The 26,663-nt window shown below is 38.7% G+C and carries 25 protein-coding genes and 2 riboswitches; of the genes, 17 read left to right on the forward strand and 8 right to left on the reverse strand.

Annotation, left to right across the window (positions count from 1 at the left end; all coding sequences use genetic code 11):
• The first annotated feature begins 365 nt into the window (after positions 1-365).
• Both LIS78_RS06280 and LIS78_RS06285 read left to right on the forward strand, forming a co-directional pair.
• Entirely contained in the window at positions 366-2,522 is a 2,157-nt protein-coding gene (locus LIS78_RS06280; RefSeq protein ID WP_229754471.1) for a PAS domain S-box protein, read from the forward strand.
• A 19-nt stretch (positions 2,523-2,541) separates the two neighbouring features.
• The gene (locus tag LIS78_RS06285; RefSeq protein ID WP_195780847.1) at positions 2,542-3,036 is read left to right on the forward strand and encodes a methylated-DNA--[protein]-cysteine S-methyltransferase; all 495 of its coding nucleotides are present in this window, start codon (positions 2,542-2,544) and stop codon (positions 3,034-3,036) included.
• Positions 3,037-3,045: 9 nt separating this feature from the next.
• Here LIS78_RS06285 and LIS78_RS06290 read toward each other — a convergent pair whose 3' ends face one another.
• The 4 genes from LIS78_RS06290 to LIS78_RS06305 all read right to left on the reverse strand — a co-directional run bounded on the left by LIS78_RS06290 (position 3,046) and on the right by LIS78_RS06305 (position 6,772).
• Positions 3,046-3,210 (reverse strand): hypothetical protein, encoded by a 165-nt coding sequence (locus LIS78_RS06290; RefSeq protein ID WP_013055953.1) that lies wholly within the window; start codon positions 3,208-3,210, stop codon positions 3,046-3,048.
• Positions 3,211-3,345: 135 nt separating this feature from the next.
• Positions 3,346-4,404 carry an S-methyl-5-thioribose-1-phosphate isomerase gene (gene mtnA, locus LIS78_RS06295; RefSeq protein ID WP_195780846.1) on the reverse strand — a complete coding sequence of 353 codons (1,059 nt, stop codon included), beginning with the start codon at positions 4,402-4,404 and terminating at the stop codon, positions 3,346-3,348.
• Between the two features lie 35 nt (positions 4,405-4,439).
• Positions 4,440-5,612: an S-methyl-5-thioribose kinase gene (gene mtnK / locus LIS78_RS06300; RefSeq protein WP_209151192.1), complete on the reverse strand. Its 1,173-nt coding sequence runs from the start codon at positions 5,610-5,612 to the stop codon at positions 4,440-4,442.
• A 135-nt stretch (positions 5,613-5,747) separates the two neighbouring features.
• Positions 5,748-5,898: riboswitch (SAM riboswitch) on the reverse strand.
• Positions 5,899-5,989: 91 nt separating this feature from the next.
• Entirely contained in the window at positions 5,990-6,772 is a 783-nt protein-coding gene (locus tag LIS78_RS06305; RefSeq protein ID WP_013055956.1) for a carbon-nitrogen family hydrolase, read from the reverse strand.
• A gap of 112 nt (positions 6,773-6,884) precedes the next feature.
• Here LIS78_RS06305 and LIS78_RS06310 point away from each other — a divergent pair, with 112 nt between their 5' ends.
• From LIS78_RS06310 to LIS78_RS06360, 11 genes are all read left to right on the forward strand, one after another.
• Positions 6,885-8,057: a pyridoxal phosphate-dependent aminotransferase gene (locus LIS78_RS06310; protein WP_209151711.1), complete on the forward strand. Its 1,173-nt coding sequence runs from the start codon at positions 6,885-6,887 to the stop codon at positions 8,055-8,057.
• A gap of 130 nt (positions 8,058-8,187) precedes the next feature.
• A riboswitch (SAM riboswitch) is annotated at positions 8,188-8,294 on the forward strand.
• Between the two features lie 79 nt (positions 8,295-8,373).
• Positions 8,374-9,618: a 2,3-diketo-5-methylthiopentyl-1-phosphate enolase gene (mtnW, locus tag LIS78_RS06315; protein ID WP_252284845.1), complete on the forward strand. Its 1,245-nt coding sequence runs from the start codon at positions 8,374-8,376 to the stop codon at positions 9,616-9,618.
• Positions 9,615-10,280: a 2-hydroxy-3-keto-5-methylthiopentenyl-1-phosphate phosphatase gene (locus tag LIS78_RS06320; protein ID WP_252284846.1), complete on the forward strand. Its 666-nt coding sequence runs from the start codon at positions 9,615-9,617 to the stop codon at positions 10,278-10,280. Before mtnW ends, LIS78_RS06320 begins: the two co-directional genes overlap by 4 nt.
• Positions 10,277-10,915, forward strand: a complete 639-nt coding sequence (locus LIS78_RS06325) for a methylthioribulose 1-phosphate dehydratase (RefSeq protein ID WP_116074192.1) — start codon at positions 10,277-10,279, stop codon at positions 10,913-10,915. The genes LIS78_RS06320 and LIS78_RS06325 overlap by 4 nt, the downstream gene beginning before the upstream one ends.
• 15 nt (positions 10,916-10,930) lie before the next feature.
• Complete coding sequence (locus tag LIS78_RS06330) at positions 10,931-11,446, forward strand: 1,2-dihydroxy-3-keto-5-methylthiopentene dioxygenase (protein ID WP_013055961.1); 516 nt, start codon at positions 10,931-10,933, stop codon at positions 11,444-11,446.
• A gap of 122 nt (positions 11,447-11,568) precedes the next feature.
• Positions 11,569-12,645, forward strand: a complete 1,077-nt coding sequence (locus LIS78_RS06335; protein WP_028414165.1) for a sugar ABC transporter substrate-binding protein — start codon at positions 11,569-11,571, stop codon at positions 12,643-12,645.
• 16 nt (positions 12,646-12,661) lie between these two features.
• Positions 12,662-14,167 carry a sugar ABC transporter ATP-binding protein gene (locus LIS78_RS06340; RefSeq protein WP_252284847.1) on the forward strand — a complete coding sequence of 502 codons (1,506 nt, stop codon included), beginning with the start codon at positions 12,662-12,664 and terminating at the stop codon, positions 14,165-14,167.
• On the forward strand, positions 14,164-15,198 hold the full coding sequence (locus tag LIS78_RS06345) for an ABC transporter permease (RefSeq protein WP_252284848.1): 1,035 nt from the start codon (positions 14,164-14,166) through the stop codon (positions 15,196-15,198). The genes LIS78_RS06340 and LIS78_RS06345 overlap by 4 nt, the downstream gene beginning before the upstream one ends.
• An 86-nt stretch (positions 15,199-15,284) precedes the next feature.
• Positions 15,285-16,625, forward strand: a complete 1,341-nt coding sequence (locus LIS78_RS06350; protein ID WP_209151195.1) for a CoA-disulfide reductase — start codon at positions 15,285-15,287, stop codon at positions 16,623-16,625.
• A 137-nt stretch (positions 16,626-16,762) separates the two neighbouring features.
• Entirely contained in the window at positions 16,763-16,942 is a 180-nt protein-coding gene (locus tag LIS78_RS06355; RefSeq protein WP_252284849.1) for a hypothetical protein, read from the forward strand.
• A gap of 236 nt (positions 16,943-17,178) precedes the next feature.
• Complete coding sequence (locus LIS78_RS06360; RefSeq protein ID WP_195780839.1) at positions 17,179-17,418, forward strand: aspartyl-phosphate phosphatase Spo0E family protein; 240 nt, start codon at positions 17,179-17,181, stop codon at positions 17,416-17,418.
• A gap of 64 nt (positions 17,419-17,482) precedes the next feature.
• Here the strand turns inward: LIS78_RS06360 and LIS78_RS06365 are convergent, their stop codons facing one another.
• Both LIS78_RS06365 and LIS78_RS06370 read right to left on the reverse strand, forming a co-directional pair.
• On the reverse strand, positions 17,483-18,214 hold the full coding sequence (locus LIS78_RS06365) for a ZIP family metal transporter (RefSeq protein WP_016763389.1): 732 nt from the start codon (positions 18,212-18,214) through the stop codon (positions 17,483-17,485).
• A 156-nt stretch (positions 18,215-18,370) separates the two neighbouring features.
• Positions 18,371-19,138 (reverse strand): DUF4931 domain-containing protein, encoded by a 768-nt coding sequence (locus tag LIS78_RS06370; RefSeq protein WP_252284850.1) that lies wholly within the window; start codon positions 19,136-19,138, stop codon positions 18,371-18,373.
• Between the two features lie 199 nt (positions 19,139-19,337).
• On the opposite strand from LIS78_RS06370, the gene LIS78_RS06375 reads away from it, so the two are divergent.
• From LIS78_RS06375 to LIS78_RS06385, 3 genes are all read left to right on the forward strand, one after another.
• A complete protein-coding gene (locus LIS78_RS06375) occupies positions 19,338-19,808 on the forward strand; it encodes a MarR family winged helix-turn-helix transcriptional regulator (protein ID WP_025749435.1) in 471 nt (156 codons plus the stop codon).
• Between the two features lie 123 nt (positions 19,809-19,931).
• On the forward strand, positions 19,932-20,084 hold the full coding sequence (locus LIS78_RS06380; protein ID WP_195783338.1) for a hypothetical protein: 153 nt from the start codon (positions 19,932-19,934) through the stop codon (positions 20,082-20,084).
• 192 nt (positions 20,085-20,276) lie between these two features.
• Complete coding sequence (locus tag LIS78_RS06385; protein ID WP_209151712.1) at positions 20,277-21,971, forward strand: M3 family oligoendopeptidase; 1,695 nt, start codon at positions 20,277-20,279, stop codon at positions 21,969-21,971.
• Between the two features lie 24 nt (positions 21,972-21,995).
• On the opposite strand, the gene LIS78_RS06390 is transcribed toward LIS78_RS06385, so the two are convergent.
• On the reverse strand, positions 21,996-23,579 hold the full coding sequence (locus LIS78_RS06390) for a PAS domain S-box protein (RefSeq protein ID WP_209151197.1): 1,584 nt from the start codon (positions 23,577-23,579) through the stop codon (positions 21,996-21,998).
• A 340-nt stretch (positions 23,580-23,919) separates the two neighbouring features.
• On the opposite strand from LIS78_RS06390, the gene LIS78_RS06395 reads away from it, so the two are divergent.
• Positions 23,920-24,198 carry a hypothetical protein gene (locus LIS78_RS06395; protein ID WP_209151198.1) on the forward strand — a complete coding sequence of 93 codons (279 nt, stop codon included), beginning with the start codon at positions 23,920-23,922 and terminating at the stop codon, positions 24,196-24,198.
• Between the two features lie 51 nt (positions 24,199-24,249).
• Here the strand turns inward: LIS78_RS06395 and LIS78_RS06400 are convergent, their stop codons facing one another.
• Positions 24,250-26,364, reverse strand: a complete 2,115-nt coding sequence (locus LIS78_RS06400) for an ATP-dependent Clp protease ATP-binding subunit (RefSeq protein WP_195780835.1) — start codon at positions 26,362-26,364, stop codon at positions 24,250-24,252.
• Positions 26,365-26,663: the final 299 nt, after the last annotated feature.

The following is a 26,663-nucleotide window of genomic DNA, read 5'->3' on the forward strand; positions in this document are numbered from 1 at the left end:
AGCAAGGCGAAGAATCCTGCGGGAAAAGCGGAATAGGTGAGACCCTGCAGGAGCGGAAGCGACGAGGAGGCTGACCGGCCGCCCGAGGAAAGCGAAGTCTTGCACGGAAATCAACAGCGGTGTAACAATTGATCCATACTAGGGCACTTATCCAATTTGTTCATCTTTAAATTGGATTGATGTAGTTATGTCTCAATCTCTTTTTATTCATGATTTCTTTCTAAATAGCGGGATAATGTGAAGAAATGTCGCATTTTGAATAAACATGCCTAATTTTAAAAAGGTAAAAAGCAAATCTTGTAGAATACTAAGTCTATAGATAAAAGGTGGGGAAATGGGAAGTGCAAAAGAAAGGAGCAATGAGCATGTCACCACACAGAGAATTAACATCTGAAGCTGCGCAAAAGCAGCAAGGTGAATTACAGCAGCTACGAGCTATTTTTAATGACGTATTAGATGCCATTGTCGTATTTGATGAGTATTTTCAAGTTATAAATGCAAATGAATCAGCCTGCGGGCTGTTTGAAAAAACAAAGGATGAGCTATTAACGTATCAAATGAAAGATTTTCTGATGTATTTTCCGTATGACATGATTGAAGCGTATTATCCAGCACTCTTAGAAGAAAGCTATTTCAAATATGAAGGCGCGATGACGCTTCGAAGCGGCATGATGAAACATGTTGAATTTACTTCACACAAACATAGTCACATGTCGGGCATTATTGTGTGTACATTTCGAGATATTACGCAGCACAAAATGATGGAAAATGAACGGTTTATTAGTCATCATATGTTTATGGATGTATTTAATGAAGCGGTAGACGGAATTGTCATTTTTGATCGAACTGGTCAGCTTATCGACGCGAACCCTTCATTTTGCGAAAGATTAAATTATACAAGAGCACAGCTTCTAACCAAAACATTAGAAGAGCTTGTAGAACCTACTTATCATTATAAAGTGAAAAAATTATGGAGAACTCTGCATCAAGAAGGAAAGACAAGCGGCGAGCTACCGATCAGGCTCGAAAATGGAGACGTTACTTTTTTTGAATTTACCACAACCGCTAATATATACAGTCAATACTATATGTCCATTATGAGAGACGTGACGGAAAAACGCCTGATGGAGCAGCAGCTGTTGAGAAGCGAAAAAAATTTCAGGGCTATTTTTGAAAATGCGATTGAAGCGATCTTGATTTGGAGAGACGATGGTGAAATCTTGAACGCTAATCTTGCTTCTTCGCGTGCATTTGAGCTGCCGTTAAATAAATTAATTGGAAGCAATTTGTATACGTTTATCGATACAAAAAGCTTTAGTGCGTTAAAGGTGCTCCAAACGTTTCAAACAAAAGGAGAAATTCGCAATCAGCTTCCTTTTTACATGCCAAATGGAGAAATCAAACAGTTGGAATTCACAGGGAAAAAAGGCATTATAGAAGGAGACCATTTAACCATTTTTCGAAACATCAGTGAACGTACAAAAATCGAACAGGAGCTTCGGAATAACGAAGAGAAATTCAGACAGATTTTTAATGGTTCGATCGATGGATTAGTTTTATGGGACGGCAAGCGAAATATTATTGATGTGAATTCTTCTCTTTGTGATATTCTAGAACTCAGCAAAGAGGAGATTTGTGCGCACTCCATGGAGAATTTTATTTCTTCAGCGAATTTAGATGCGGTGATTGAGCATCAAGAAACGATCGAGCAAAAAGGGGAAGCTGAAGGAGAGATTACGTACGTTACGGGGAACGAAAAAGTTAAAAATATCGAATTCTCTACGAAAAAAGATATCTTGCCAGGTCTATATATGACGCTTTTAAGAGACGTAACGGAACGAAATCAAATGCAGGAGCAGATTCGGAAATCGGATACGCTTCAAGTAGTCGGACAGTTAGCAGCTGGGATTGCACATGAAATCCGCAACCCGATGACAGCTTTAAAAGGGTTTGTTCAGCTGTTAGAAAGCAGCATTCAAGAAGATCACTCTCTTTATTTTGATATTATTAAATCCGAATTAAAAAGAATTGAAACCATTATTACAGAGTTTCTAGTACTCGCTAAGCCACAGGCCGTAAAGTTTGAAAAGAAAAATCTAGATGCGGTTGTTAAAGAAACGATTGATTTATTAAATGCTCAAGCGCTTTTAGAAAATATTCAGTTTGAACTAAGTGTGTCCCCTCAGCTGCCAATGGTGTACTGCGAGCCAAATCAAATTAAGCAAGTACTAATAAATGTAATTAAAAATGCAATCGAAGTCACGTCAAACGGGGGAAGAATTTTTATTGAAGTCTACTCCACAGAGCCGGGTTACGTAACGGTCTCCGTTCGAGATCAAGGAGATGGAATGCCCGAAGAGCGCATCAAGCGCTTAGGAGAACCATTTTATACGACAAAAGAAAAAGGAACGGGACTCGGTTTGATGGTCTCATATAAAATTATCGAAGAACATAAAGGGCGAATTGAAGTGGAAAGCAAAATAGGAGAAGGAACAGCTTTTCATGTTATTCTTCCAGCTTAAATAGAAAGGATAAGCAAGTATGTACTATGGAGAAATGAATTTATTTTCTGATTTGAAAATTTATATTGTAGCCTCGGAAAAAGGGGTTCAACATATTTTATTTGATAGCGATGATCATAATGAGCAGCTTAAAGAACTTGTCCATGACGAGAATTATCACTATGTGAAAGAAGCGAAGCGACAGCTGCAGGATTATGCTGAAGGGCGCATGCTAACATTTGATTTGCCTTTGGATATAAAAGGAACAGACTTTCAAAAAGAAGTGTGGTTAACGCTTAAACATATACCTTATGGACAAACGTGGTCTTATAGTGATGTAGCGGAGTCTGTTAATCGTTCTAAAGCCGTAAGGGCTGTGGGACAAGCGAATCGTCGAAATCCACTGCCTATTATTTTACCTTGTCACCGTGTGATTGGAAAAAATGGAGCTTTAACAGGTTATGCTGGTTCACAAACTCATATAAAAGAGAAACTATTAATGCTTGAAAGAAATGTAGCAAAAGGCGCTCTTTAGTTAAAATAACTATTCACCGTCTAATTTCCAGCCTTCTCCTTGCACAAAAACACCGTCAATTTGCTGAGGAGAAGGGAGGGAATTTAGTTCTTCATCTTTGGATAAATCGAATAGCTGATATTGCTGCTTTCGATTCAGCGCTTTGTTTTTATCCGTTTTTTGCTCTGAACTCATATTTACTCTCCCCTTTATTCAAAAAGAATCCCCTATAATATATGTAGTAAAAGAAGATAGTACTGTTACAATTGTGTTACAAATGCAGTTGAAAACCAGTGCTCAATAAAAAAAGCCGCATAGCAGCGGCTTTTTTTATTGAGCAGATTGCAGCAAAACTTTTTGAATGGATTCAGAAGACGGGGAATGGATAATTCCATGCTCTGTAATAATGGCCGTAATCAGTTCGCTTGGCGTTACATCAAAAGCTGGATTGTACACAGAGATGCCGTCTGGAGCAATTTGTGTATCTCCAATGTGCGTTACTTCTTTAGGTGAACGTTCTTCAATAGGGATGCTGCTTCCGTCTTGAATAGATAAATCAAATGTGGACTGCGGCGCTGCTACGTAAAATGGAATACCGAATGCTTTCGCTAAAAGAGCAAGTCCATATGTTCCAATTTTGTTAGCCGTATCGCCATTTGCTGCAATGCGGTCAGCACCTACAATAATCCCATTAATCTCTTTTGTTTTAATTGTATGAGCAGCCATATTATCCGTAATCAGCGTAACGTCCACTCCCGACTGCTGAAGTTCCCATGCTGTTAAACGAGAACCTTGAAGAACGGGTCTTGTTTCACAGGCAAATACTTCAAGCGGAATATCGCGCTGCTTAGACAAGTGAAAAGGTGCTAAGGCTGTTCCATAATAAGCTGTAGCAATTGAACCAGCATTACATATTGTCATGATTTTATCTTTCTTTTTAAATAAAGAAAGAGCATGATCTCCAATTCGGTAGCACGTTTCTTCATCTTCTACTTGAATTTGAATAGCTTCATGAACAACTTTTGTTTTAGCTTCATTAACGGACGAAGCGGATTCAGCGCTTTTCGCTACGCGTTCCAATGCCCAAAATAAATTGACGGCAGTAGGGCGTGAACTAGCTAAATACTGTTGATCAAGAGCTAGCTTTTTGTTAAATTCCTTGACTGAATCTGTGTCATAGCTAAGCGCAGAAAGAGCAAGACCAAAAGCCGCCGTAATGCCAATTGCAGGGGCTCCGCGTACTTTCAAGGTAGTGATAGCATCCCATACGTCTTTAATGGTTTGCAGCTTAATATATTCAACTTTGCCAGGAAGCTGCTGCTGATCTAATAAAGTAATATATGATTCATTCCATTCCACTGAGCGCGGAAGTGATAGTGTATTTGTCATGCTGATACCGATCCTTTCATTGTGTATATTATTCGTTATCGAAGTAAATGTTCAAATTCATTTGGTGAAACGTCTTGTTGGTGCAGAAGCAAATAGCGTCCAATTTTTAACGCAGTACGTTTAGCGTTAATTTTTCTTTCCTCTGAAGAAATTCCATCTAAGTCCGCCACGTGAGCTAAGCCAATCGTACGTCGAATGATTTCACATCCTGCATATCCAACAGCATCTTGCCACGTTTGCGTTAAAATTTCATGTAATAAGCGCTCATCTTTAGCAAAAGGTTCAGTGTTTTCAGAATGCCAAAGCGCAGTAAAGGTATCTTTGAATACGTTCCATGTGTTAGTAATGTGTGCAAATAAAGGTTCGCGATTTGTTTCTCGAGAAAGAGCATTTAAAAATAAATTCGCAACAAATTGCCCTAAATCGAATCCAAACGGACCGTAAAAAGCAAATTCTGGATCAATCACTTTCGTTTCTTGACTGCTAGCAAAGATGCTGCCTGTATGTAAATCACCGTGGATTAGCGTTTGCGCATTTGTTAAAAATTTATATTTTAATTTTGCTGCTTGTAGCTTTACATCACTATCATTCCACAATTCTTCTACATCAGGACGCAGCGCTTTTTCAAATTCATTTGTATCAATATCAAAAAAAGGATCTGTAAAAACTAAATCTTCCGTAATATTGCATAAGTCCGGGTTGCTGTACTTAACAACTTCTTCTTTTTTATCCTGAGGCTTTAAGGCAAAATCAGACGTTTTGAACGCAATATGTCCTAAAAAAGAACCGATATGCTGTGAGAGTAGAGGATAACTTTCACCTTGAATAAGTCCGGCGCGAGAAATCGTTAAATGAGACAGATCTTCCATGACCGTAACAGCAAGCGTTTCATCGTGGTAATAAACAGCGGGCACAAGTTCTGGCGTAAATGAACCGAATTGCTTGAGCGCATTGCTTTCAATTGTGGCACGGTTCAAGGATAGAGGCCAGCTTTCGCCTACAACTTTTGCATAGGGAAGTGCTTGTTTGACGATAATGGATTTATTCGTTTGATCATTTATGATGTGAAAGACAAGATTTAAGTTGCCGTCACCAATTTCACGGGCAGTCAGTGCTTCTGTGGCATCAAAAAGACCTAGCTTTTTCACAAGTTTGATTGCTGAAATTTCTGTTAAAGGCTGATACTTCTCTGTTTTTGTTGTTGACATCGGAATCCCTCCATAGTTTATTAAACTGATTTGTTTACTAAGTTAATAGGTTTAAGAATATATGGAGGCTTTTATAATTTTAGAAAATATAAAAGCCTCTTTCGTTGGAAAGAGGCTTGATTGTAGTGTTCAAACCTCTTATCTGCCAGAAAGAATTACTTTCTGTTGGAATTAGCACCGTGCCTTTGTAAAACATGTTTTACGGGTGTGATCCACCTTAGGATGGAATGACGGTCGGTTGCTGGGCTTCACAGGGCCAAATCCCTCAGCCAACTCTTGATAAGAGTACGATTACTTATTCAATTTTGATTTGTTTGAATATTTTATGATATCTGGTGAAAATCGTATCATGCAAAAAAACGGCTGTCAATACATAATTAATAAAATTCTGTGCGTCGATCTGTAAAGACAGGAATTTGTTTACGAATTTCTTTTACAAGTTCCAGGTTAACGTCAGCACTTAAAAGTTCTTCGCTATCGCCAGCTTCAGCGATTATTTCTCCCCACGGATCGATGACTAAGGAATGTCCGGCAAATGTGTTATTAGGATCTTGGCCTACACGATTACACGCGATTACATAGCATTGATTTTCGATTGCACGGCTAATGAGCAGTGCTTTCCAGTGGGCAAGTCTTGGAGCCGGCCACTGAGCGACAACAAACAAGACTTCTGCTCCGCTGCTAGTATGAACCCGAATCCATTCTGGAAAACGAATATCGTAACAAATAACTCCTGCGCACAGTGACTGTTCAAGTGTAAAAAGATTTTTTGCTGTTCCTGCTTCGAGATAGAGGTGCTCATCCATTAATTTAAATAAGTGCAGTTTACTGTATTGTGATACTTCACGACCTTTTCGGTCAAAAATATACATCGTATTCGTGACGCCTTGCTCTGTTTTTTTCGCGATCGAACCTGCCACAATATTTACTTCGTTCGTTTTAGCAAATTGAGAAATTAATTGCTTGGCTTGCTGTCCTTCATCATCTGCAATTTCGTCTAGCCGCGTCAAATCATAAGCTGTATCCCATAGCTCAGGAAGCACAAGGATATCAGGGTTTTCTTTCAGGGCTTCCGTCATTTTTTGTTCGATATATTTTCGGTTTTTAGTTGGGTTTCCAAACGCAATATCAAGCTGCAAACACGTAATTTTTACACTCACTTTATCATCCGTCCTTTTTGTAGTAGTTGAAAAAAATGACTTTACAAGTTGAGTATTACAATATATTATTTGTGACTAGAATTTCAAGAATTTTTTGAGAAGGTGTGCGATGATGAAACAATTTGAGCAATCGGAACTATTAAAAAGTTTACCAAAACAATTTTTTGCATCACTTGTAGGCAAGGTAGGAAAAGTAATGGCCCAAGGGCACGACGTTATTAACTTAGGGCAGGGAAATCCTGATCAGCCTACTCCTTCACATATTGTAGAAACACTGCAAAAAGCAAGTGCTAATCCTATGCATCATAAATATTCTCCATTTCGGGGGCACCAGTTTTTAAAAGAGGCCATTGCAACTTTTTATAAGCGAGAATATGGCGTTGATGTGGATCCTGAAAAAGAAGTAGCTATTTTATTTGGCGGGAAGGGTGGACTTGTTGAAATCCCGCAGTGCTTATTAAACCCTGGAGATACGGTGCTGGTTCCGGATCCTGGATATCCTGATTACTGGTCTGGAGTAGAGCTTGCAAAAGCCAAGATGGAAGTGATGCCGCTCACGGATGAAAATCATTTTCTACCCGTATATGAAGAGATAAGTGAAAGTGCTAAAGAACAGGCAAAGCTCATGTTTTTAAACTATCCGAATAATCCTACTGGTGCAGTGGCAACGGCAGAATTTTTTGAAAACACCGTGGCGTTTGCTGCCAAGCACGATATTTGTGTGGTACACGACTTTGCCTATGGAGCAATTGGATTTGATGGTAAAAAGCCGATCAGCTTTTTACAGACTCCTGGTGCAAAAGAGACGGGAATTGAAATTTATACTCTTTCTAAAACGTATAACATGGCGGGATGGCGAGTTGGATTTGCTGTAGGAAATGAAAGTGTTGTAGAAGCTATTAATCTTCTTCAAGATCATATGTATGTCAGTCTCTTTGGGGCGGTTCAAGAGGCAGCAGCCGCAGCTCTGTTAGAATCTCAACAATGTGTGAATGATTTAGTTAAGCGCTATGAATCTAGACGCAATACCTTTATTCAAGGGCTTCGAGAAATTGGATGGGATGTTACATCTCCAGCGGGCTCCTTTTTTGCATGGCTAAAAGTTCCTGGAGGATATACTTCTGAACAGTTTTCAGATTTACTTCTTGAAAAAGCCCACGTTGTAGTGGCTCCTGGAGTAGGCTTTGGAACATATGGTGAAGGCTATGTGCGCATAGGACTGCTGACGGATGAAGAGCGCATGAGAGAAGCTGTATCTCGAATAAAAAAATTAAGTTTATTTTAAAAACGCATTGACAATCCTTTTTGAGTTGGCTTAATATGTAAGAAGTTAACGAGATTAATAACCGATAAATCCTAGCGGTATTTTTTATTTAGTATATAATCTACGAATTCAATTTAAATAAATAGCAACTTTCTTATTAAGAGTAGGTGGAGGGACTAGCCCGATGAAGCCCGGCAACCGACTTAACGCATGTTAAGCACGGTGCTAATTCTTGCAGCAGCAGCTGAGAGATAAGAAGAGCAACGAAAGCCTCTTCTTAATCACAGAAGAGGTTTTTTTATTAACGATATTAAACAGCAAGGGAGTTTTTAGCATAATGAGCGAAATCGTTGCAAGCTACTTACTACATGATAATAAAGGGAATTTTCATAAAAAAGCGGAAGAAATCGCTTTAGGACTAACCGTCGGCTCATGGACAGATCTGCCGCTTTTAGATCAACAGCAGCTTCAAAAGCATAAAGGGCGCGTCGTGTCAGTAACTGAGCTTCAAGATTGCGAACGTGTAAACGGATATTTAGGCGGAGAAATTAAGCAGGCTATTGTCAAAATTGCTTATCCAACTGCCAACTTTTCAAGAGATTTACCGGCTATTTTAGTTACGGTTTTCGGAAAACTATCACTTGATGGAAAAGTGAAATTATTAGACTTGGATTTTCCTGATGAACTATTAGCTGAATTTCCAGGACCGCGCTTTGGAATAGAAGGTATACGAGAGAAACTAGGCGTTTATGACCGTCCGCTTGTGATGAGTATTTTTAAAGGCGTGATTGGAAGAGATATGACGTACTTAACAACTCAGCTGCGTGAGCAAGCGCTTGGCGGAGTGGATTTGGTTAAAGACGACGAGATTTTGTTTGATAGTGAACGAACACCTTTTGAAGCTCGCGTTACAGAAGGAAAAAAAGTACTGAATGAAGTATACGAAAAAACGGGACACCGCACGCTGTATGCTGTTAATTTAACGGGACGAACGTTTGAATTAAAAGAAAAAGCAAGAAAAGCAGCTGAGCTAGGAGCTGATGCTCTTTTATTCAACGTATTTGCTTACGGGTTAGACGTACTGCAGGCACTTCGAGAAGATGATGAAATTAACTTGCCGATTATGGCACACCCAGCTGTTAGCGGAGCGCTTACGCCATCAGAGTTTTACGGTTTTTCAAATTCATTACTGCTTGGAAAGCTATTGCGTTTAGCCGGAGCAGATTTCTCACTGTTTCCATCACCATACGGAAGCGTAGCGCTTTCTCTTGAAGATACGACAGGCATTGCCTATGAATTAACGCGTCCTGTATACAAATATAAGCAGTCTTTCCCGGTTCCTTCAGCAGGAATTCATCCTGGAATGGTACCGCAGCTTGTGAAAGACTTTGGAATCGACAGCATTATTAATGCAGGAGGCGGAGTTCACGGTCATCCAGACGGAGCTATTGGAGGAGGAAAAGCATTCCGTACGGCGATAGATGCAGTACTCTCTCATCAAACACTAGCCGAAAAAGCTGAAGAATCAAAAGAGTTGCAAAAAGCTTTGCAACTATGGGGAACAGTAGAGGTGAAAGCATGACATCGTTAAAAATCTTTTGTGACTTTGATGGAACAATCACAAATAGCGATAACATTATTGCTATTATGAAACAATTTGCTCCTCCGGAGTGGGAAAGTATTAAAGACGACGTGTTGGAACAGCGCGTCTCCATTCAAGAAGGAGTAGGGCAAATGTTTGCCTTGCTCCCCGTGGAATTAAAGGAAGATATTATTTCTTATATTTTAGAGACGTCTGCTATTCGAGATGGATTTGATGATTTTATTGCCTATACAAAAGAGCATCATATTCCGCTTTATATTGTAAGCGGAGGAATTGACTTTTTTGTAAAACCACTTTTGGGAAATCGAGTTGCAGAGGAAATGCTCTACTGCAACGGATCTGATTTTTCCGGTGAGCATATTTCCATTACGTGGCCTCATACATGTGATAAACAGTGTACAAATGACTGCGGATGCTGTAAGCCAACGATTATTCGCCATCTTGCAGATGAAAGAGATCATACGGTTGTTATTGGCGATTCAATTACGGATTTGCAGGCTGCCAAATTAGCTGATACGGTCATTGCACGTGACTTTTTAATTAAAAAATGCGAAGAGCTATCTCTACCGTATCGTCCTTTTTCTACTTTTTATGATGTGATTCATCATTTACAAGAATTAACAGAAGAGGTGAAAGCATGAGTATCATGGCTCAGCAAAGATTGCATGAGCTTGCGGATATAAAAGATGAGTTGGCAGAGCGCGATTGGTTCTTCGGTACAAGCGGAAACTTAGCAATTAAAGTGGACCAAAATCCGACAACTTTCTTTGTATCAGCAAGTGGAAAAGACAAAAGAAAACGTACAAATGAAGATTTTTTATTAGTTGATCAATACGGAAAGCCTGCAGAAGAAACGCATTTAAAGCCTTCTGCTGAAACGCTTTTACACGTTAAGATTTACGATTTAACGAATGCTGGGTGCAGTCTTCATGTACATACAATCGACAATAACGTGATCTCTGAACTGTACGGAGATGAAGGCGTTATTTCATTCAAAGGTCAAGAAATTATTAAGGCGCTAGGTATTTGGGAAGAAGATGCGGAAATCACTGTTCCGATTATTCCGAATTACGCAGATATTCCGACACTAGCAGAAGAGTTTTCTCACCATATAAAAGGCGATCAAGGTGCGATTTTGATTCGTAACCACGGGATTACGGTATGGGGGAAAAATGCATTTGAAACAAAAAAAGCGCTAGAAGCCTATGAATTTCTATTTAGCTACCATGTCAAATTACTGTCACTTAAAGGCATTAAGCCAAAGGTGCATTTATAAAAGGAGGAAACAACAATGGCGCAAATTCGCTTACATGTAAACAATAAAAGAATTGAAACTCAAGAGGAAGTATCAGCTTTTCTGGCAAACAATGAAGTTATTTATGAAAACTGGGATATTACAAAACTTCCAGAAAATCTTCGTGAAAAATATGATTTAACTGATGAAGAAAAAACAGAAATTTTAAACGCTTTTGGTGAGGATATTAAAGATATTTCGGAACGCCGCGGCTATAAAGCTCAAGATGTTATCTCGTTATCGGAATCTACACCAAATATTGATGAATTGTTAAAAAACTTTCAGCGCAAGCATATTCATACAGATGACGAAGTTCGCTTTATTGTAAGCGGTCATGGAATCTTTGTTATTCAAGGAAAAGATGGCGAATTTTTTGATGTTGAATTAGAGCCGGGCGATTTAATTTCAGTACCAGAAAACATTCTTCATTACTTTACACTAATGGAAGATCGTAAAGTAGTCGCTGTCAGAATTTTCGTGACAACTGAAGGATGGGTACCTATTTACGCATAACAATTACTTGTAAAGCATAGGCCATCATCACCCCGCTTTTACATCTAAAAGCGGGGTATTCTTTGGATTATTATAAAACTAACTATTTTTATGTGAATAATAAGTTTAATAGGAGGAACACCATGAAAAAGAGTAAAAAAATGCTGTGGCCACTTACTTTGCTCGTGCTTCTAGTCTTTGCGCTGGCTGCCTGCACGAAAGAACAGCCAAGTCTAAACGAAAAAGCACAGGCAGCTCCAGCGCAGCAAGCGGCTTCTGCTAAGCCTGTACAGCAAGAAGGAAAAAAGATTACGAAAGATACAAAAATTGCTCTTATTTCTGAATTTACGTCAGGCACTCATGCTGCTCAGTACATAACAGGCGTGACAAAAGCGGCTAAAAAAGCAGGAGTACAGCTGTCCGTTTCTGATTCAAACAATGATCAATCTAAAATGGCTGCTTATTTAGACACGGCTATCAACCAAAATGTTGACGGTATTATGATTGACCACGGCCGGGCTGAAACTCTTGAACCTGGCGTGAAGCGCGCGATTGCAAAAGGAATTCCCGTTATTGCAACAGACGTAGAATTAAAAGTAGAAGGCGTTACAACCATCGATCAGGACGATTATATGCTTGCGCTGCAGGGTCTGAAACAAATGATGCAGGACATTAATGGAAAAGGAAACATTGTATATGCGTTTGTTGGAGGCTTTGCACCGATGGAAAAGCGCGACAGCATTTATAAAATTATGATGAATCGCTATCCAGATGTAAAACAAATTGCTACGTTCGGAAGCGCAACGGACAACACCTCACTAGACACACAAAATAAAATGGCAGCCGTGTTGAAGCAGTATCCAAATAAAGGAGACATTGCGGCCGTTTGGGCACCTTGGGACGAATTTGCAAAAGGGGTAACAAGAGCGATTAAAGAAGCAGGACGAGACGAGATTAAAGTATACGGAGTAGACTTATCTGATGAAGATCTGCAAATGATGCAGGCAAAAAACAGCCCGTGGAAAGCGTCAGCTGCCGTAAATCCAGCTTCAGTAGGAGAAAAGCAAGTTGATCTGCTTCTTAAAAAGATTTCCGGTCAAGAGATCCCTCGTTATTATTCCTTTGATCCGGTTTTAGTCAAACAAACAGATTTGCCTAATCAAACGATTAATATGGATCAGCTTAGTCAGTACGTAGAAGAATGGGGTAAAAAAGAATAGAAGTGGAGGGACAGGTATGACGAACGAGCTTTCAATGAAGAACATAACAAAAAACTTTGGTTCTTTTCAAGCGCTGAACAAAGTTGATTTTACTGTTCAAAAAGGGGAAATCCATGCTTTATTGGGAGCCAATGGTGCCGGTAAAAGTACGCTGATGAAAATATTGTGCGGAGCTTACAACGAGTACGAAGGAAAAATCTGTAAAAACGGAGGGGAAATCTCCATTTCTTCTCCTAAAGAAGCTAAGCGCCACGGCATCGGTATTGTACACCAAGAAGTGGATGTAGCGCTAATTCCTTCGCTGTCAGTAGCTGAAAACATTGTGTTAGACGTGCAGGCTTCTAATAAAAGTAAGACATTTGTAAACTGGAAATCTATTTATAAGAAAGCGGAAGAAGCTCTTTCTTTACTTGGTTCTTCTCTATCCGTTAAAAAAAATGTCGTTGATCTAACTCTATCAGAAAAACAGCAGGTGCTTATTGCACGTGCAATTGTACAGAATGTTGATTATTTAATTTTGGATGAACCAACCGCACCTCTTAGTGTGGAAGAGACGAAACAATTGTTTTCTGTGATGAGAGAGCTGAAGAAAAGCGGAGTAGGCATTATTTACATTTCACATCGCCTTCAAGAAGTGGTTGATATTTGCGACCGCTTAACGGTTTTAAAGGACGGACGCTATGTAGTTACAAAAGAAACGTCACATACATCGATTGAAGACGTGATTACGTTCATGTTAGGAACGTCTTCTGTAAAACAGTGGGTCAAAAAATCAGTAGAAATTGGAAACGAACTCTTACATGTAGAAGCATTATCTCTTCCAGGGCGCCTTTCTAATATCTCTTTTCATGTAAAAGAAGGAGAAGTAGTCGGTATTGCAGGGCTTGTAGGAGCGGGTAAAACGGAGCTTTGCCGAAGTCTATTTGGTTTAGAGCAATATGTGAGCGGCAGCGTTCGGTTAAAAGGCAAGAAACTAAAGTTGAATAAGCAGCCGTATTATTATATTGCACAAGGTCTTTCTCTTGTTCCTGAAGAACGAAGAAAAGAAGGAATTTTTGTTCATGAATCGATTGCCGATAACTTAGTTTTGCCAAGTCTGTCCCGCTTTACAAATTATTCGTTTCTAAAGCGAGGAAAGATCAAAGAAAAAGCGCAGAAAACGACTGGGCAAGTTGGCGTAAAGTCTCATTCTATCGAGCAGTCAGTTGGAACGTTAAGCGGTGGAAATCAGCAGAAAGTAGCAATCGGAAAATGGCTTGTTACGGACTCTAGCGTGCTGTTGTTTGATGAACCAACTAAAGGGGTTGATGTAGGCTCCAAGCGAGAGATATTTGATTTAATTACAAATCTTGTGTCACAGCAAAAAGGAGTTGTTTATGCAACCTGTGAATTCGAGGAGCTGCTAGGGGTAGCGGATCGAATTTATGTTATGTACAACGGAAAAATCGTGAAAGAATTATCCAAAGAAGAAGCAACTAGTGAAAAATTATTTTATTATACAGCAGGAGGAGTAAAAGGATGAGTGCGGAGTATGTAACAGAACCTGTAGCGAAACCAAAGAGAATAATAAGCGTTTTCGACTTTTTTTATAAATATGGGACAGTCTTAATGATTTTTGTCATTATGATTATTTTTTCCATTGCCACACCTAACTTTTTAACAGGAGAAAACATTAGTGATATCCTGCGCTCTATTTCTATTGTTACCTTAATAGCGCTTGGTGTAACGATATCGTTAACCGTCAACGGACTCGATTTATCTGTAGGGTCTACGGCTGGGTTAGCCACTATTTTATCAGCCTCTATGCTTGTTTTACACAGACAAGAAATTGCAGTTGCTATCATTGTTCCGATTATTGCATCGCTTCTTATCGGGTTAGTAAATGCTTTTTTAGTAGTGAAAGTAAAGATTCCTGATATTTTAGCCACTCTTTCAATGATGTTCATCGTACAGGGGATTTTATTAACGTATACAAAAGGCTCAGCTATTTATACCAATATGCCTTTACCAAGCGGAGAAAGAGCTCCGGGAATTTTTATTCCATCTTTCCTTGCACTAGGGCAAGGTCATTTTCTAGGTATTCCTGTCCCTGTTATCATTATGCTGCTGACTGTGCTGCTTGTTCATATCGTTTTTTCCTATACGAAGTTTGGGCGTTTTTTCTACGTAACAGGAGGGAACATAGAAGCTGCAAGACTTTCGGGTGTACCGGTTAACCGTTACCGTATGTATGCCTATATGTTTTCAGGTTTGCTTGCTGGAATTGGAGGAGTCGTACTGGCTGCCCGTATTGGAGTAGGAGAAGTGAACGCAGGCTCACCATTTTTAATGGATGCTGTAGCTGCTACATACATTGGCTTTTCCGTATTTGGAGCAGGGAAACCGAACGTATTCGGGACGCTCATTGGTTCTATTTTAATTGGTGTGCTGTTAAATGGATTAACGATGCTAAATGTTCCGTATTATATGCAAGACATTATTAAAGGAGCTGTATTAGCAGGAGCCTTAGCTTTAACGTATTACCGCTCAAAACAAACATCTACGGCTGTGTAAACAGCCGTTTTTTTTCGTTTGAAATCGGGAAGAATAAGGAAAAACAATAGTATAGCCTATTATTTATGTAGAAAGAGGGAGTATAGATGAAACGTGTCGTCATTATAGGAGGAGTAGCCGCCGGAATGAGCGCAGCTTCACAGCTTCGCCGGATGAAAGAAAAAGAAGAAGTGGAAATCCTTGTGTTTGAAAAAGGGGGAGACATCTCTTACAGCGCATGTGGCATGCCTTACTATCTGTCAGGTGTGGTAAAAGAAAAAGACGATTTGATTGCTCGGACGAAACAAGAATTTGAAGAGCGAAATATCTCCGTCCACCTTTTTCACGAAGTAAAAGAAGTAAATCATACAAAAAAATACATAGTAGCGCAAGATGTAAAGATGCAAACTGAAAAAGAGATAACATATGATGAACTCATCATTGCAACTGGAACATCGGCTGTTAAACCCAATTTTATGAGTGATAACATGCCGAATGTATGCACATTAAAATCATTAGAAGACAGCGCAAGAATCTATACATATCTACAGGCTCACTCCGTAGAGAAAGTCACCATTATCGGCGGAGGATATGTCGGAATGGAAGTAGCTGAAGCAATGAAGACTTTGGGAAAAGAAGTACGGGTCATTGAACAGGGAAAGCAGATTCTATCTATTTTAGATCAAGAAATGGCAGAGCATTTACAAAAGCAGCTAGATGACGATATTTTATTTCATTTCGAAGAAGAAGTGGAAGCATTGCTGAATTCAGATGGTTCCGTCACTCACGTTCAAACAAACCGTCAAACATATCAAACAGATTTAGTGATTGTAAATGTAGGAGTTCGTCCGAATACGCAATTCTTAGAGAGAAACGGACTAAGAATGCTTGAGAATGGAGCTATTTTAGTAAACGAGAAGTTGGAAACTAACGTGCCTCATATCTACGCAGCAGGGGATTGTGCAACAAGCTATCACCGCGTATTAAAAAAAGATGTTCATATTGCTCTTGGAACCATTGCCAATAAGCAAGGAAGGGTTCTTGGTTACCGATTAGGGGGAGAAAAGCGAGAATTTCCGGGTGTTGTAGGTACAAGTATTGTCAAAGTGATGGACTATGAAATTGGAAAAACCGGCATTTCAGAAAGAGAAGCAAGAGAAAATTCTCTTTTATACAAAGCCATCACAGCAGAGGCTCCGAGTCATGCTTCTTACTATCCAGGAGCTGAAAAGATTGTGATAAAACTTGTTTATCATCCTGAAACAAAAGAGATTTTTGGGGTTCAAATGATTGGTAAAGAAGGAGTAGCAAAACGAATCGATGTATTTGCGACAGCTATTACTTGCCGCCTCACAACAGATGAAATAACAATGTTAGATCTTTCGTATGCCCCTCCTTTTGCTACGGTATGGGATGCTGTACAAATTGCTGTTCAGAAAGCTGAATAGAAAAAGATACAGGGACAAAAGTATGTTAGCTGAAGGAAGATCCGAACGAAGGGATTCTTGATTAAGAATCAACTTCGTTCGGATTTTTTCATGGTGATGGTGAACGTAGGTGTCATATATTTAGCTGCTTCTAGCTGTTGATTGGAGGGCAAGGCGAAGACTCCTGCAGGAAAAGTGGAAGAGGTGAGACCCCGCCGGAGCGTAAGCGACGAGGAGGCTCATCGGCCGCCCGCGGAAAGCGAAGCCTTGCACGGAAATCAGCAGCGTTGGAACAAGCGGTTCAGCTCCTGTATCCCATTTGTTCGTTTTTAGATTGAATTGATTTCGTTATGTCTCAATCTCTTTTTCTATTCGACAAGCGGCATCTTTTGTCGAAAAACAACTTGTAAAAAAAAGATAAATGGTATTCCTATAGTAATGTAAGCGTTTGTAAATTCCGACAAAATAATTTTTTCGCAAAAAAAATGTCTATTATTGCGACTCTATTTACATATTTAGTAGAATTTGTAATAATGCGTTATAAGCTAATTTCTTTGTCATAGGAGAGGATTTTGTGTTTGGAGTGAGAAATAGAACGAAATCAGAGAGATTATTAGTAGAAATCGTCCTAAAAAGACAAAAGATGGTGCAACTCGGAGAAGAAAAAGGTTTGACTAATGAAGAAACCGTTACCTGTAGTCAAGAGCTTGATCAGCTCTTACTCGTTTATCAAAAGCAGCGTTTAAAAGAAGAGGAAGATAAGACATCGTTTGCCACACTGATTAGCCGCTTTTTATCTTTTTCAAAGCTGTAATGAAGGACAAGCATTCGGGATCGGGCAGTAAAACAATTACGCTGCCCGTGGCCTCTCTTCAGCTTTAAAAAATGTTAATTAAAAAAATCATAAACAAAATACCAAAAATAAACGAATAAGTAGCAAATCTTTCGTTTCCATCGCCGTGACTTTCCGGAATCAACTCTTTATAAATAATAAAAAGCATGGCTCCAGCAGCAAAAGCTAATCCATATGAAACGAGAGAATCAACAAAATTAGTTAAATAAAACCCGAGTAAAGAAGTTACAATCTCAACGGAGCCTGTAAGGGTCGCAATTAAAAATGCTTTTATTTTACTGATATTTTGCTGAGCTAAAAATAGCGCGACCAACAGTCCTTCAGGTGCATTTTGAAGACCGATTGCAAGGGCGATTAAGTTCCCTGTATTTTCAACATTTGAAGCGTAGCTAACACCAACAGACAGTCCTTCAGGAAGGTTATGCAAAGTAATAGCGGAAACAATTAAAAGTGCTTTTTCATCAAATTGAATGCCGGTTTTAGAATGCTCAAGATCAATGTGAGGAATATTCTGCTCCAAGAGTGTTAATGTTACAACTCCAAGCAGTAAGCCAATGGCTAAGGAAAAAAAACCGCCGCTTTGAAGAGATTCTGGAATCAAACTCATAGTAGAAGCTGCTGTCATAATACCTGCAGTGAGCGCAAGAAGTATATCTTTCCAGCGATGAGTCAATTCTTGATTCAAAAACAGAATAGGCAAAGCGCCTACTCCAGTCGATAGCGCAGAAAGAATGCTTCCAATTAGTACTTCAGTCATAAACCGTCTCCTTTTACGTATTCTTCTTTTTATCCTCAATTCACATCGTTCTTTTAGTGTATGTTTTTTTGTTTTCTATGAGCATGACTATTTTAAAAGTGAATAGCTTTATACAATAACCTTACAAAAAAGTTGAACCAGTGAAGGTTCAACTTTTTAGGTAAAGTACAGCTCCTGAACTTGGTTAGCAATGTGCTCAAGCTTATTGGAAACTTGAGGAATGCCATATCCTACATACAAAGGAGATGTGGCAAAGCGAGGAATGATTTTCGCCGCAATTTTGCCATTTTTAAGATTATAAAAAAATAAGTTGTAGCTCGTGCAGCTACGATGAAAATGATTTAATAAATAGTGAGCAGCCGTTTGAAGATAATCTGCAAACGCGTGCAGCTCTTTGTCAAGCTGATCCGTTATCACGTTAAATTCAAAAAAGCCCATTCTAGGTTTTACAGATAAATTAAATGTGACGTGTTCATTTTGGGCAATTGTGACTCCTTCAAACTGCTCTAGCTTCACATTTTCATTTACATCCATCTCATTTAAACCAATAATTTGCATATGAGGATGTCGTAATGATCCTCCGGACATGGGGCCGTGGTTTTTAAAGAAAAGAACAGAAGCATATTCTCCGCTGTTCATCATAGATATCCATCGTTCAGTAGCGAAGCTCAGCAAGGTGTACAGATGTTCCTTTGAATAAATAGATAGTTCCGAAGAACATTCATCGGTCTCAATAATAACCGTCTGATAAGCATCTTGCAGAACGGGAAACTTATTTTTCAGCCAAATGATAGGTCCTTGTTTTTCAATGATGCCTGTAAGAGATTCTACGTCGCAAAAGGGACAGGGATTTTGCCGGTTAACGATTGTTTCAGGCTTTTGTGAACCAATCGCGGAATTAAATAATAAATGGGTTGGTTTCATAATCATTCACCTTTTTATGTAATGGTCATATGTTTATTGTATTAAAAGCATATGTATAAATCCACTTATATACATTTTTTATCAAAAAAATTGTACAAGCGGAGAGAATAACCGATGAAATAAGCCTGCTTTGATTGACTTTGAAGGGAAATTTTAGTATTATCTTGATATCAAGATAATATTAAAGGAACTGATTAAAATGACGAATGATGTAACTAGAGAAGAGTTAGACCAATCTCTTAAATTATTTATTGTACTATCTCGTGCCAATCGTTCAATTAATGATCATGTGCATAAATTTATTCAACAGCATGGAATGAATCCAACCGAATTTGCTGTCCTAGAGTTATTGTACCACAAAGGTCAGCAGCCTCTGCAGCAAATTGGCGGAAAAATTCTATTAGCAAGCGGCAGTATTACGTATGTAGTAGACAAGCTTGAGAAAAAAGGTTTCTTAGAGCGCGTTGCTTGTCCGAACGATCGCCGTGTAACCTATGCAGCTATCACCAAGCAAGGCAAGGAAATGATTGAAAGCATGTTTCCGAGTCATGAAAAAAGAATTCATGATATTTTATCCGTTCTGTCTAGCGAAGAAAAGGAAGTTGCTATTTCGATGCTTAAGAAATTAGGGCACTATGCAGATGAATTTTTACCGGAATCGACTGATTAACTAAGGAAAAGCGAGGCTGGGACAAACGTGTTTTAGTTGAAAGAAGATCCGAACGATTCATCGTTCGGATTTTTTCATTGTGGTGGTGAACATAGATTTGATGTATGTAGTTGCTTCTAGCTGTTGAGTGAAGGGCAAGGCGAAGACTCCTGCGGGAAAAGCGGAACAGGTAAGACCCTCGCAGGAGCGGAAGCGACGAGGAGGCTTACCGACCGCCCGCGGAAAGCGAAGTCTTGCACGGGAATCAACAGTGGTCTAACAAGCGATCCATACTAGCTTCTTTATTCAATTTGTTCGCCTGTAGATTCCATTGATTTAGTTAGGTCTCAATCTCGTTTTTTCTATGACTTCTTTCATGATCAATCGACATAAAAAATAAAAAGTGACAAAAAATTGAAATTAACAGGAATACAGCTAGATAAAAACGAATTAGGTTACATACAGACAATAGAGGAAGGGGAACAAATGATGAAATTTGAGAATTATACATATACACGACCTGATATGAATGAAATTGAAAAGCAATTTGAAAAGGCCATTACACATTTTACGGAAGCAGCGTCAGTCAGTCAGCAAAACGAGGCAATTCGTCTAGCAAATGACGCGTATTCCAAGTACAGCACCATGGGGAACATCTGCTATATTCGTCATTCTATAGACACAGCGAATGAATTTTATAAAGAAGAACAAGACTATTTTGATGAAACACAGCCGCTTTTAGAAGGATATGTAGAGAAATTTTACAAAGCGTTAATCTCTTCGCCTTTTAAAGAGCAACTAGAAGAAAAATGGGGCAAGCAGCTGTTTTCTCTTGCTGAAATGCAGTTAAAAACATTTTCGCCGGAAATAGTAAAAGAGCTGCAGGAAGAAAATAAGCTATCGTCTCAATATACGAAACTAGTGGCGTCAGCTAAAATTGTATTTGAAGGCGAAGAAAGAACGTTAGCCCAGCTCGATCCGTTCATGGAATCACCTGATCGAGAAATGAGAAAAAAAGCAGCAGAAGCGAAGTCTCAATTTTTCACCGATCATGAAGAGGAATTTGATGATATTTACGATAAACTTGTAAAAGTACGTACAAAGCTTGCTGAAAAATTAGGCTATAAAAATTTCGTAGAAGTGGGCTATGCTCGTATGTCTAGAATAGGCTACGATGCTGAAATGGTTGCCGCTTTTCGCAAACAAGTAAAAGAGTATATCGTTCCCCTTACTGAAAAATTAAAAAAGCGTCAGCAGGAAAGAATTCAAGTAGAGAGCTTAACTTATTATGATGAACCGTTTCAGTTTGAAACAGGAAACGCAGTGCCAAAAGGTGATGAAAAGTGGATTATTGAAAATGGACGGGTTATGTATAAGGAGCTTTCTAAAGAGACGGACGAATTTTTTTCATTTATGCTTGAAAATAATTTGATGGATTTAGTCGCTAAAAAGGGCAAAGCAGGCGGAGGCTACTGTACGTTTATTGAAGAATACAAAGCGCCGTTTATTTTTTCAAATTTTAATGGAACATCAGGCGATATTGATGTGTTAACGCATGAAGCAGGGCACGCTTTTCAAGTGTATTCCAGCCGAGATATGGAAACCAATGAGTATCACTGGCCTACGCATGAAGGAGCCGAAATTCATTCAATGAGCATGGAATATTTTACATGGCCTTGGATGGAGTTGTTCTTTAAAGAAGACAAAGATAAATACCAGTTTTCGCATTTAAGCTCAGGCTTAACTTTCCTGCCTTACGGGGTAGCGGTAGATGAATTTCAGCATGCTGTATACGAACGCCCTGAGATGACGCCTTCGGAACGAAAACAAACGTGGCGAGAAATTGAAAAGAAATATATGCCTTCTAAAAACTATGACGGCCATCACTATCTAGAAAGCGGGGGCTTCTGGCAGCGCCAGCTTCATATTTACACGTCTCCATTTTATTATATTGACTACACCCTCGCTCAAATTTGTGCATTTCAATTTTGGAAAAAAGATCGAGAAAATCATGAACAAGCATGGCAAGATTACGTTCATTTGTGTAAGCTTGGCGGAAGTAAGCCATTTTTAGAATTAGTAGAGGAAGCGAATTTAATCTCTCCATTCGAAGAGGGCTGCGTGCAGTCTGTAGTAGATGAAATTGAAAACTATTTAAATAGTATTGATGATAAAAAGCTATAAAAAAAGCCGCGTTTGCGGCTTTTTTTATTGACATGTTCCTTCTTTCCATAGAGGAATCGTAAGGGTAACGCTGGTTCCTTCGCCAACAGTGCTTTTAATCTCAAATGTTCCTTTATGCTGATACAAAATGTTTTTAATCACAACAAGTCCAAGACCGGTGCCTGAGGGCTTCGTGGTAAAAAAGGGTTTTTGAATGTGCGTAAGCAAATTTGAGGGAATGCCGACTCCTGTATCTTTAATGAAAATAGTAAGATCTTTAGTATGCTGAGTAACGTTTAAATGAATTTCTCCTCCGCTAGGCATAGCTTCGAGCGCATTTTTTAATAAGTTAATGAGTACTTGCTTAATTTGATTTGCATCACAGCAGATGTATGTATGCGGGGCTTCCACCTGCGTTTTAACTACGACATTTTTTAATACACATTCTGATTCATACAGAAGAATAACGTCATTTAAAATAGTAGAGAATGCATGCTTTTTCATAACCGTATCATGAGGTTTAGCGAGCAATAAAAATTCTCCAACGATTGAGTTAATACGATTCAGTTCACTCAGCATGATGGTTGTATAAGAATGATAGCAGCTGCTGTCTTCATGAATAAGCTGAATAAATCCATTCAGAGAAGTAAGCGGATTTCGAATTTCATGAGCGATTCCCGCTGCCATTTCGCCGGCTAAAGATAATTTATCGGTTTGGCGAAGGAATTTTTCTGTTTCCTTTTCTTCGGTAAGGTCACGTGAAATACCAAAAAGCGCAACGACCTGTTTATCACGATTAAAAATAGGTGAAACAGTGATTTCTACATCAATTATTTTTCCGTCTTTTCGCTTATCTTGGGTTTCAAAGGCTACCAGCTTTTCTCCTTTTTTAACCCTTTCTAATCGGCTTTCAGCGTCGCCTTTTAAGCCAGCAGGAATAAATGGAATGGCCTTTCCAACAATTTCTTCCGCTTTCCATCCGTATATTTGCTCAAAAGCATCGTTTACTCTAATCACTTTACCGTCTAGACTGAACACGGCAATGGCGTCGCGATTGTATGTAAAAAAAGATTGTAAATACTCTTGAGCTGAATACAGTTCATCTTCGGTTTTGTTCATTTTGACCGTGTTAATAGCAATCAGTTTTTTAGAGAAATGAGCACAGTACAACAAAATAATCATTGTGATCAGCGTAAACAAAATGAAATAAACGATATCTAATTTCACGAAGGTCACAGATGTAAAAAGAGTGTTGCTTACATAAAAGTACAAAACAATTATTATGGACATAAATGTAGAAATTACAATAGCGATATAGCTATAATAAATAAAGCTAACAATTATTCCAAGAAACAAAAACAAATAATTAATAACAGCAGGTTCAATAGATGTCATGTACGCAATATAGGCATAATAGCATATGAAAAAAGAATACATAATGATAGCAGGATGAAAACGAAAGTAATACATAGCCGTCACTAACAGTAATAAAATCCCTCCGCTTATAAAAACAATCATATGAGGAGCGGCTGCAATAAAGTGGTATAAAACAATGTGAACAAAATATAGCAGCCAAAAAATAAGTAAAAGAACAAAATTCCGTTTTTTTATGAGGTTGTGTGATTCCATAAAAAATCCCTTTCTTAAATGATGAATAATTTTATAGGAGAATAACTTTATAGTCATCTAGTCGCACGGTATAGTAATATATCACTCATATTAGCATAGTTACAACTGTGTGAATAGACGAATTGAGTACTTAGACCAAGGAAGATAGATCTAGAATACAGCGGGCTATAAACTATTAAGGAAATATGAGCGGAATATGAACGAAATGAAAGAGATGTAAAGCTTTTGTAATAACCTTGTAAAAGTGAACTTTTTTCTAATTGGATAGGCTATACTGCCAGTAGAGCCATATGAATGGTGACTACATAGAGGCTCAGATGATTCGAAAGGAGACGGTAAAATGAACAAAAGTTTATTAGTCAAGTTATTTGGATCACTTCTAGCAATTATGTTAATCACAGCATGCAACTCACAAACGGATGAAAAAGATGCCACAGAACAGCAAACAGAACAGTCGGATGATACTCAAGCGGAGGATACAACTACAGATGATTCACAGGAAACAATGAAGCAAGACGAAGCAGCTGATTCGTCTGAGGATGAAGCAACTGATGATCAAGAAGAATCAACGGATAGTGCCGGCGAAAAAACAGACGAAAAAACAGATGAAAGTAAATAAACGTAAGTATTTCTATAAAAAAAAGCGACTCAAGTAGAGTCGCTTTTTCTATTAGTTTTGTACGGTGATTTCGCTTGCTTCATTTAACGTTACGTTCACTGTAGATACATCTCCATCATCTAACAGTAAATCTGTAATTCGATCTTCAAGCTGTTCTTGAATTGCTCGGCGAAGTGGTCTAGCACCAAATGCAGGGTGGTAGCCAAGTTCAGCCAGTTTTTCTTTTACTTCATCTGCTACGTGCAGCGTGATGTTTTGTTCTTGTAATGTTTCTTTCAATTCAGCAAGCATAAGGTCCACGATTTTAATCAAGTTATCTTTTTCAAGGTGATTAAATTCAATGATTGTATCAAATCGATTTAAAAACTCTGGTTTGAAATAAGATGAAAGTGAATCTAAAACGGATGCCTGCTTAAGTGCGTCACTTTCTGCATCAAACCCAACCGTAATTTTCTTTTCACCTACACCAGCGTTACTTGTCATAATGATAACTGTGTCTTTGAAGCTTACTGTGCGACCTTGACTATCTGTTAGACGTCCATCTTCTAAAATTTGCAGAAACATATGCTGAACGTCTGGATGAGCTTTTTCAATTTCATCTAGTAAGATGATAGAATAAGGATTACGGCGTACTTTCTCTGTTAATTGTCCTGCTTCTTCGTGACCTACGTAGCCAGGAGGTGAGCCAATTAATTTAGACACCGCATGTTTTTCCATGTATTCACTCATATCTAGACGAACCATTGCATCTTTTGATCCGAATAGTTCTTCAGCTAATGTTTTGGTTAACTCTGTTTTACCGACACCTGTTGGACCCACAAATAAGAATGAACCAATTGGGCGATGCTTCGCTTTTAATCCAGCGCGAGAACGTCGAATCGCTTTTGCTACTTTTTCTACAGCTTCCTGCTGTCCGATTACTTTTTGAGCCAAGTGTTTCGCTAAATGCTTCATTTTTGCTGATTCATTGTCCTGAAGTTTACCAACAGGGATGCCCGTTTTCTTTTCAATAATTGCTTGAATGTCAGCAATATCCACATTCAATTTATGCTGTTCTTCGTTCAATTGTTTTTCAAGAGCAGCTTCTTCATCGCGCAGTTTTGCCGCTACTTCATATTTTTCATTCTTTAACGCCTGCTCTTTTTCATTTGTAATTTCTTTTAAGCGAGCGGCCGCGTCGTCTTTATTTGTAATGCCTGCCTGTAAATTCATTTTTGAGCCTGCTTCATCTAGCAAGTCAATTGCTTTATCAGGCAAGAAGCGATCTTGAATGTAGCGGTGTGATAAATTTACACAAGCGCGGATCGCTTCATCTGTATAGCTAACGCCGTGATAATCTTCATATTTACGTTGAATTCCTTTTAGAATTTCAACGGCTTCTTCTACAGACGGTTCGTGAACCATAACCGGCTGGAAGCGTCGTTCAAGAGCCGCATCTTTTTCAATCGAACGGTACTCTTTTAAAGTTGTAGCTCCGACTACTTGAAGTTCGCCTCGTGCAAGAGCAGGTTTTAAAATATTGCTTGCGTCCATTGAACCTTCCGCTGAACCAGCTCCTACAAGAAGGTGAATTTCATCGATAAATAAAATCACGTTTTTTCGCTGTTGAAGCTCAGAAATTAACTGCTTCATGCGCTCTTCAAATTGGCCACGCACGCCCGTATTAGCTACGAGAGATGCTACATCTAACAGATATACATCTTTATTTAACAGCTTCGCAGGAACTTTTCCTTCCGCGATTTTTAAAGCTAACCCTTCAACAACAGCTGTTTTACCAACACCGGGTTCTCCGATTAGTACCGGGTTGTTTTTGTTTCTTCTATTTAAAATTTCAATTACACGCTCTACTTCTTCTTCGCGACCAATAACAGGGTCAATTAATCCCGTTTTCGCAATTTGAGTTAAGTTTCGCCCGAACTGGTCTAAAAATCCGCTGCCGCCATTTCCTTGCTGTGGCTGTTCCGGTACAGCTTGTTCTTGTGACATTTGCTTGAATAAATCATCGATGTTCATAAAGCCGCCACCTCCAAAACCTGATGGGATTTTATGTTCTTTCATTAGTGCTTGATAACATGTATGACATAAACGATATTGAGATTTTTGGTTATTTGTTTGTACATTTAATTGAATAGATGCTTCACGCTTATTACAGTTTTGACAAATCATTTAATTAGCCTCCCTAAATGATTTTAATCGAAGATCAGCAGGTGTTTGACCTTTCTTGACCTTTCTTAATTTTATTATACTTTGACCTTTTTTGACTTTCAAGTCTTTTGCTTAAAAAATTTTGAGGGAAGTTCCTCGCTTATGTACAAAAGGTAGTACATTAAAAAAAGATGTGTTTTATGTGTACCCGTTCTATACATGTAAAAACATAAGAGGCATTTTGTACAATGATCTGCTTGGAGAGGGAACTAATATTAATAAGAAGAAAAGTGGGAAAATGAGTGCAGAGCTTACCGTTA

Origin of the sequence: Priestia megaterium (assembly GCF_023824195.1) — a bacterium.
In the GTDB taxonomy this organism is placed as follows: Bacteria; Bacillota; Bacilli; order Bacillales; family Bacillaceae_H; genus Priestia; species Priestia megaterium_D.

Bases quoted from the DNA above. Each gene is read 5' to 3' on its own strand.
- LIS78_RS06390 (WP_209151197.1), bottom strand. From the start codon at position 23,579: ATGGAATCACACAACCTCATAAAAAAACGGAATTTTGTTCTTTTACTT.
- LIS78_RS06340 (WP_252284847.1), top strand. From the start codon at position 12,662: ATGACGAACGAGCTTTCAATGAAGAACATAACAAAAAACTTTGGTTCT.
- LIS78_RS06285 (WP_195780847.1), top strand. From the start codon at position 2,542: ATGTACTATGGAGAAATGAATTTATTTTCTGATTTGAAAATTTATATT.
- LIS78_RS06335 (WP_028414165.1), top strand. From the start codon at position 11,569: ATGAAAAAGAGTAAAAAAATGCTGTGGCCACTTACTTTGCTCGTGCTT.
- mtnA (WP_195780846.1), bottom strand. From the start codon at position 4,404: ATGACAAATACACTATCACTTCCGCGCTCAGTGGAATGGAATGAATCA.
- LIS78_RS06330 (WP_013055961.1), top strand. From the start codon at position 10,931: ATGGCGCAAATTCGCTTACATGTAAACAATAAAAGAATTGAAACTCAA.
- LIS78_RS06345 (WP_252284848.1), top strand. From the start codon at position 14,164: ATGAGTGCGGAGTATGTAACAGAACCTGTAGCGAAACCAAAGAGAATA.
- LIS78_RS06370 (WP_252284850.1), bottom strand. From the start codon at position 19,138: ATGAAACCAACCCATTTATTATTTAATTCCGCGATTGGTTCACAAAAG.
- LIS78_RS06325 (WP_116074192.1), top strand. From the start codon at position 10,277: ATGAGTATCATGGCTCAGCAAAGATTGCATGAGCTTGCGGATATAAAA.
- mtnW (WP_252284845.1), top strand. From the start codon at position 8,374: ATGAGCGAAATCGTTGCAAGCTACTTACTACATGATAATAAAGGGAAT.
- LIS78_RS06365 (WP_016763389.1), bottom strand. From the start codon at position 18,214: ATGACTGAAGTACTAATTGGAAGCATTCTTTCTGCGCTATCGACTGGA.
- LIS78_RS06280 (WP_229754471.1), top strand. From the start codon at position 366: ATGTCACCACACAGAGAATTAACATCTGAAGCTGCGCAAAAGCAGCAA.
- LIS78_RS06375 (WP_025749435.1), top strand. From the start codon at position 19,338: ATGACGAATGATGTAACTAGAGAAGAGTTAGACCAATCTCTTAAATTA.
- LIS78_RS06400 (WP_195780835.1), bottom strand. From the start codon at position 26,364: ATGATTTGTCAAAACTGTAATAAGCGTGAAGCATCTATTCAATTAAAT.
- LIS78_RS06290 (WP_013055953.1), bottom strand. From the start codon at position 3,210: ATGAGTTCAGAGCAAAAAACGGATAAAAACAAAGCGCTGAATCGAAAG.
- LIS78_RS06350 (WP_209151195.1), top strand. From the start codon at position 15,285: ATGAAACGTGTCGTCATTATAGGAGGAGTAGCCGCCGGAATGAGCGCA.
- LIS78_RS06385 (WP_209151712.1), top strand. From the start codon at position 20,277: ATGAAATTTGAGAATTATACATATACACGACCTGATATGAATGAAATT.
- LIS78_RS06320 (WP_252284846.1), top strand. From the start codon at position 9,615: ATGACATCGTTAAAAATCTTTTGTGACTTTGATGGAACAATCACAAAT.
- LIS78_RS06395 (WP_209151198.1), top strand. From the start codon at position 23,920: ATGAACAAAAGTTTATTAGTCAAGTTATTTGGATCACTTCTAGCAATT.
- mtnK (WP_209151192.1), bottom strand. From the start codon at position 5,612: ATGTCAACAACAAAAACAGAGAAGTATCAGCCTTTAACAGAAATTTCA.
- LIS78_RS06310 (WP_209151711.1), top strand. From the start codon at position 6,885: ATGAAACAATTTGAGCAATCGGAACTATTAAAAAGTTTACCAAAACAA.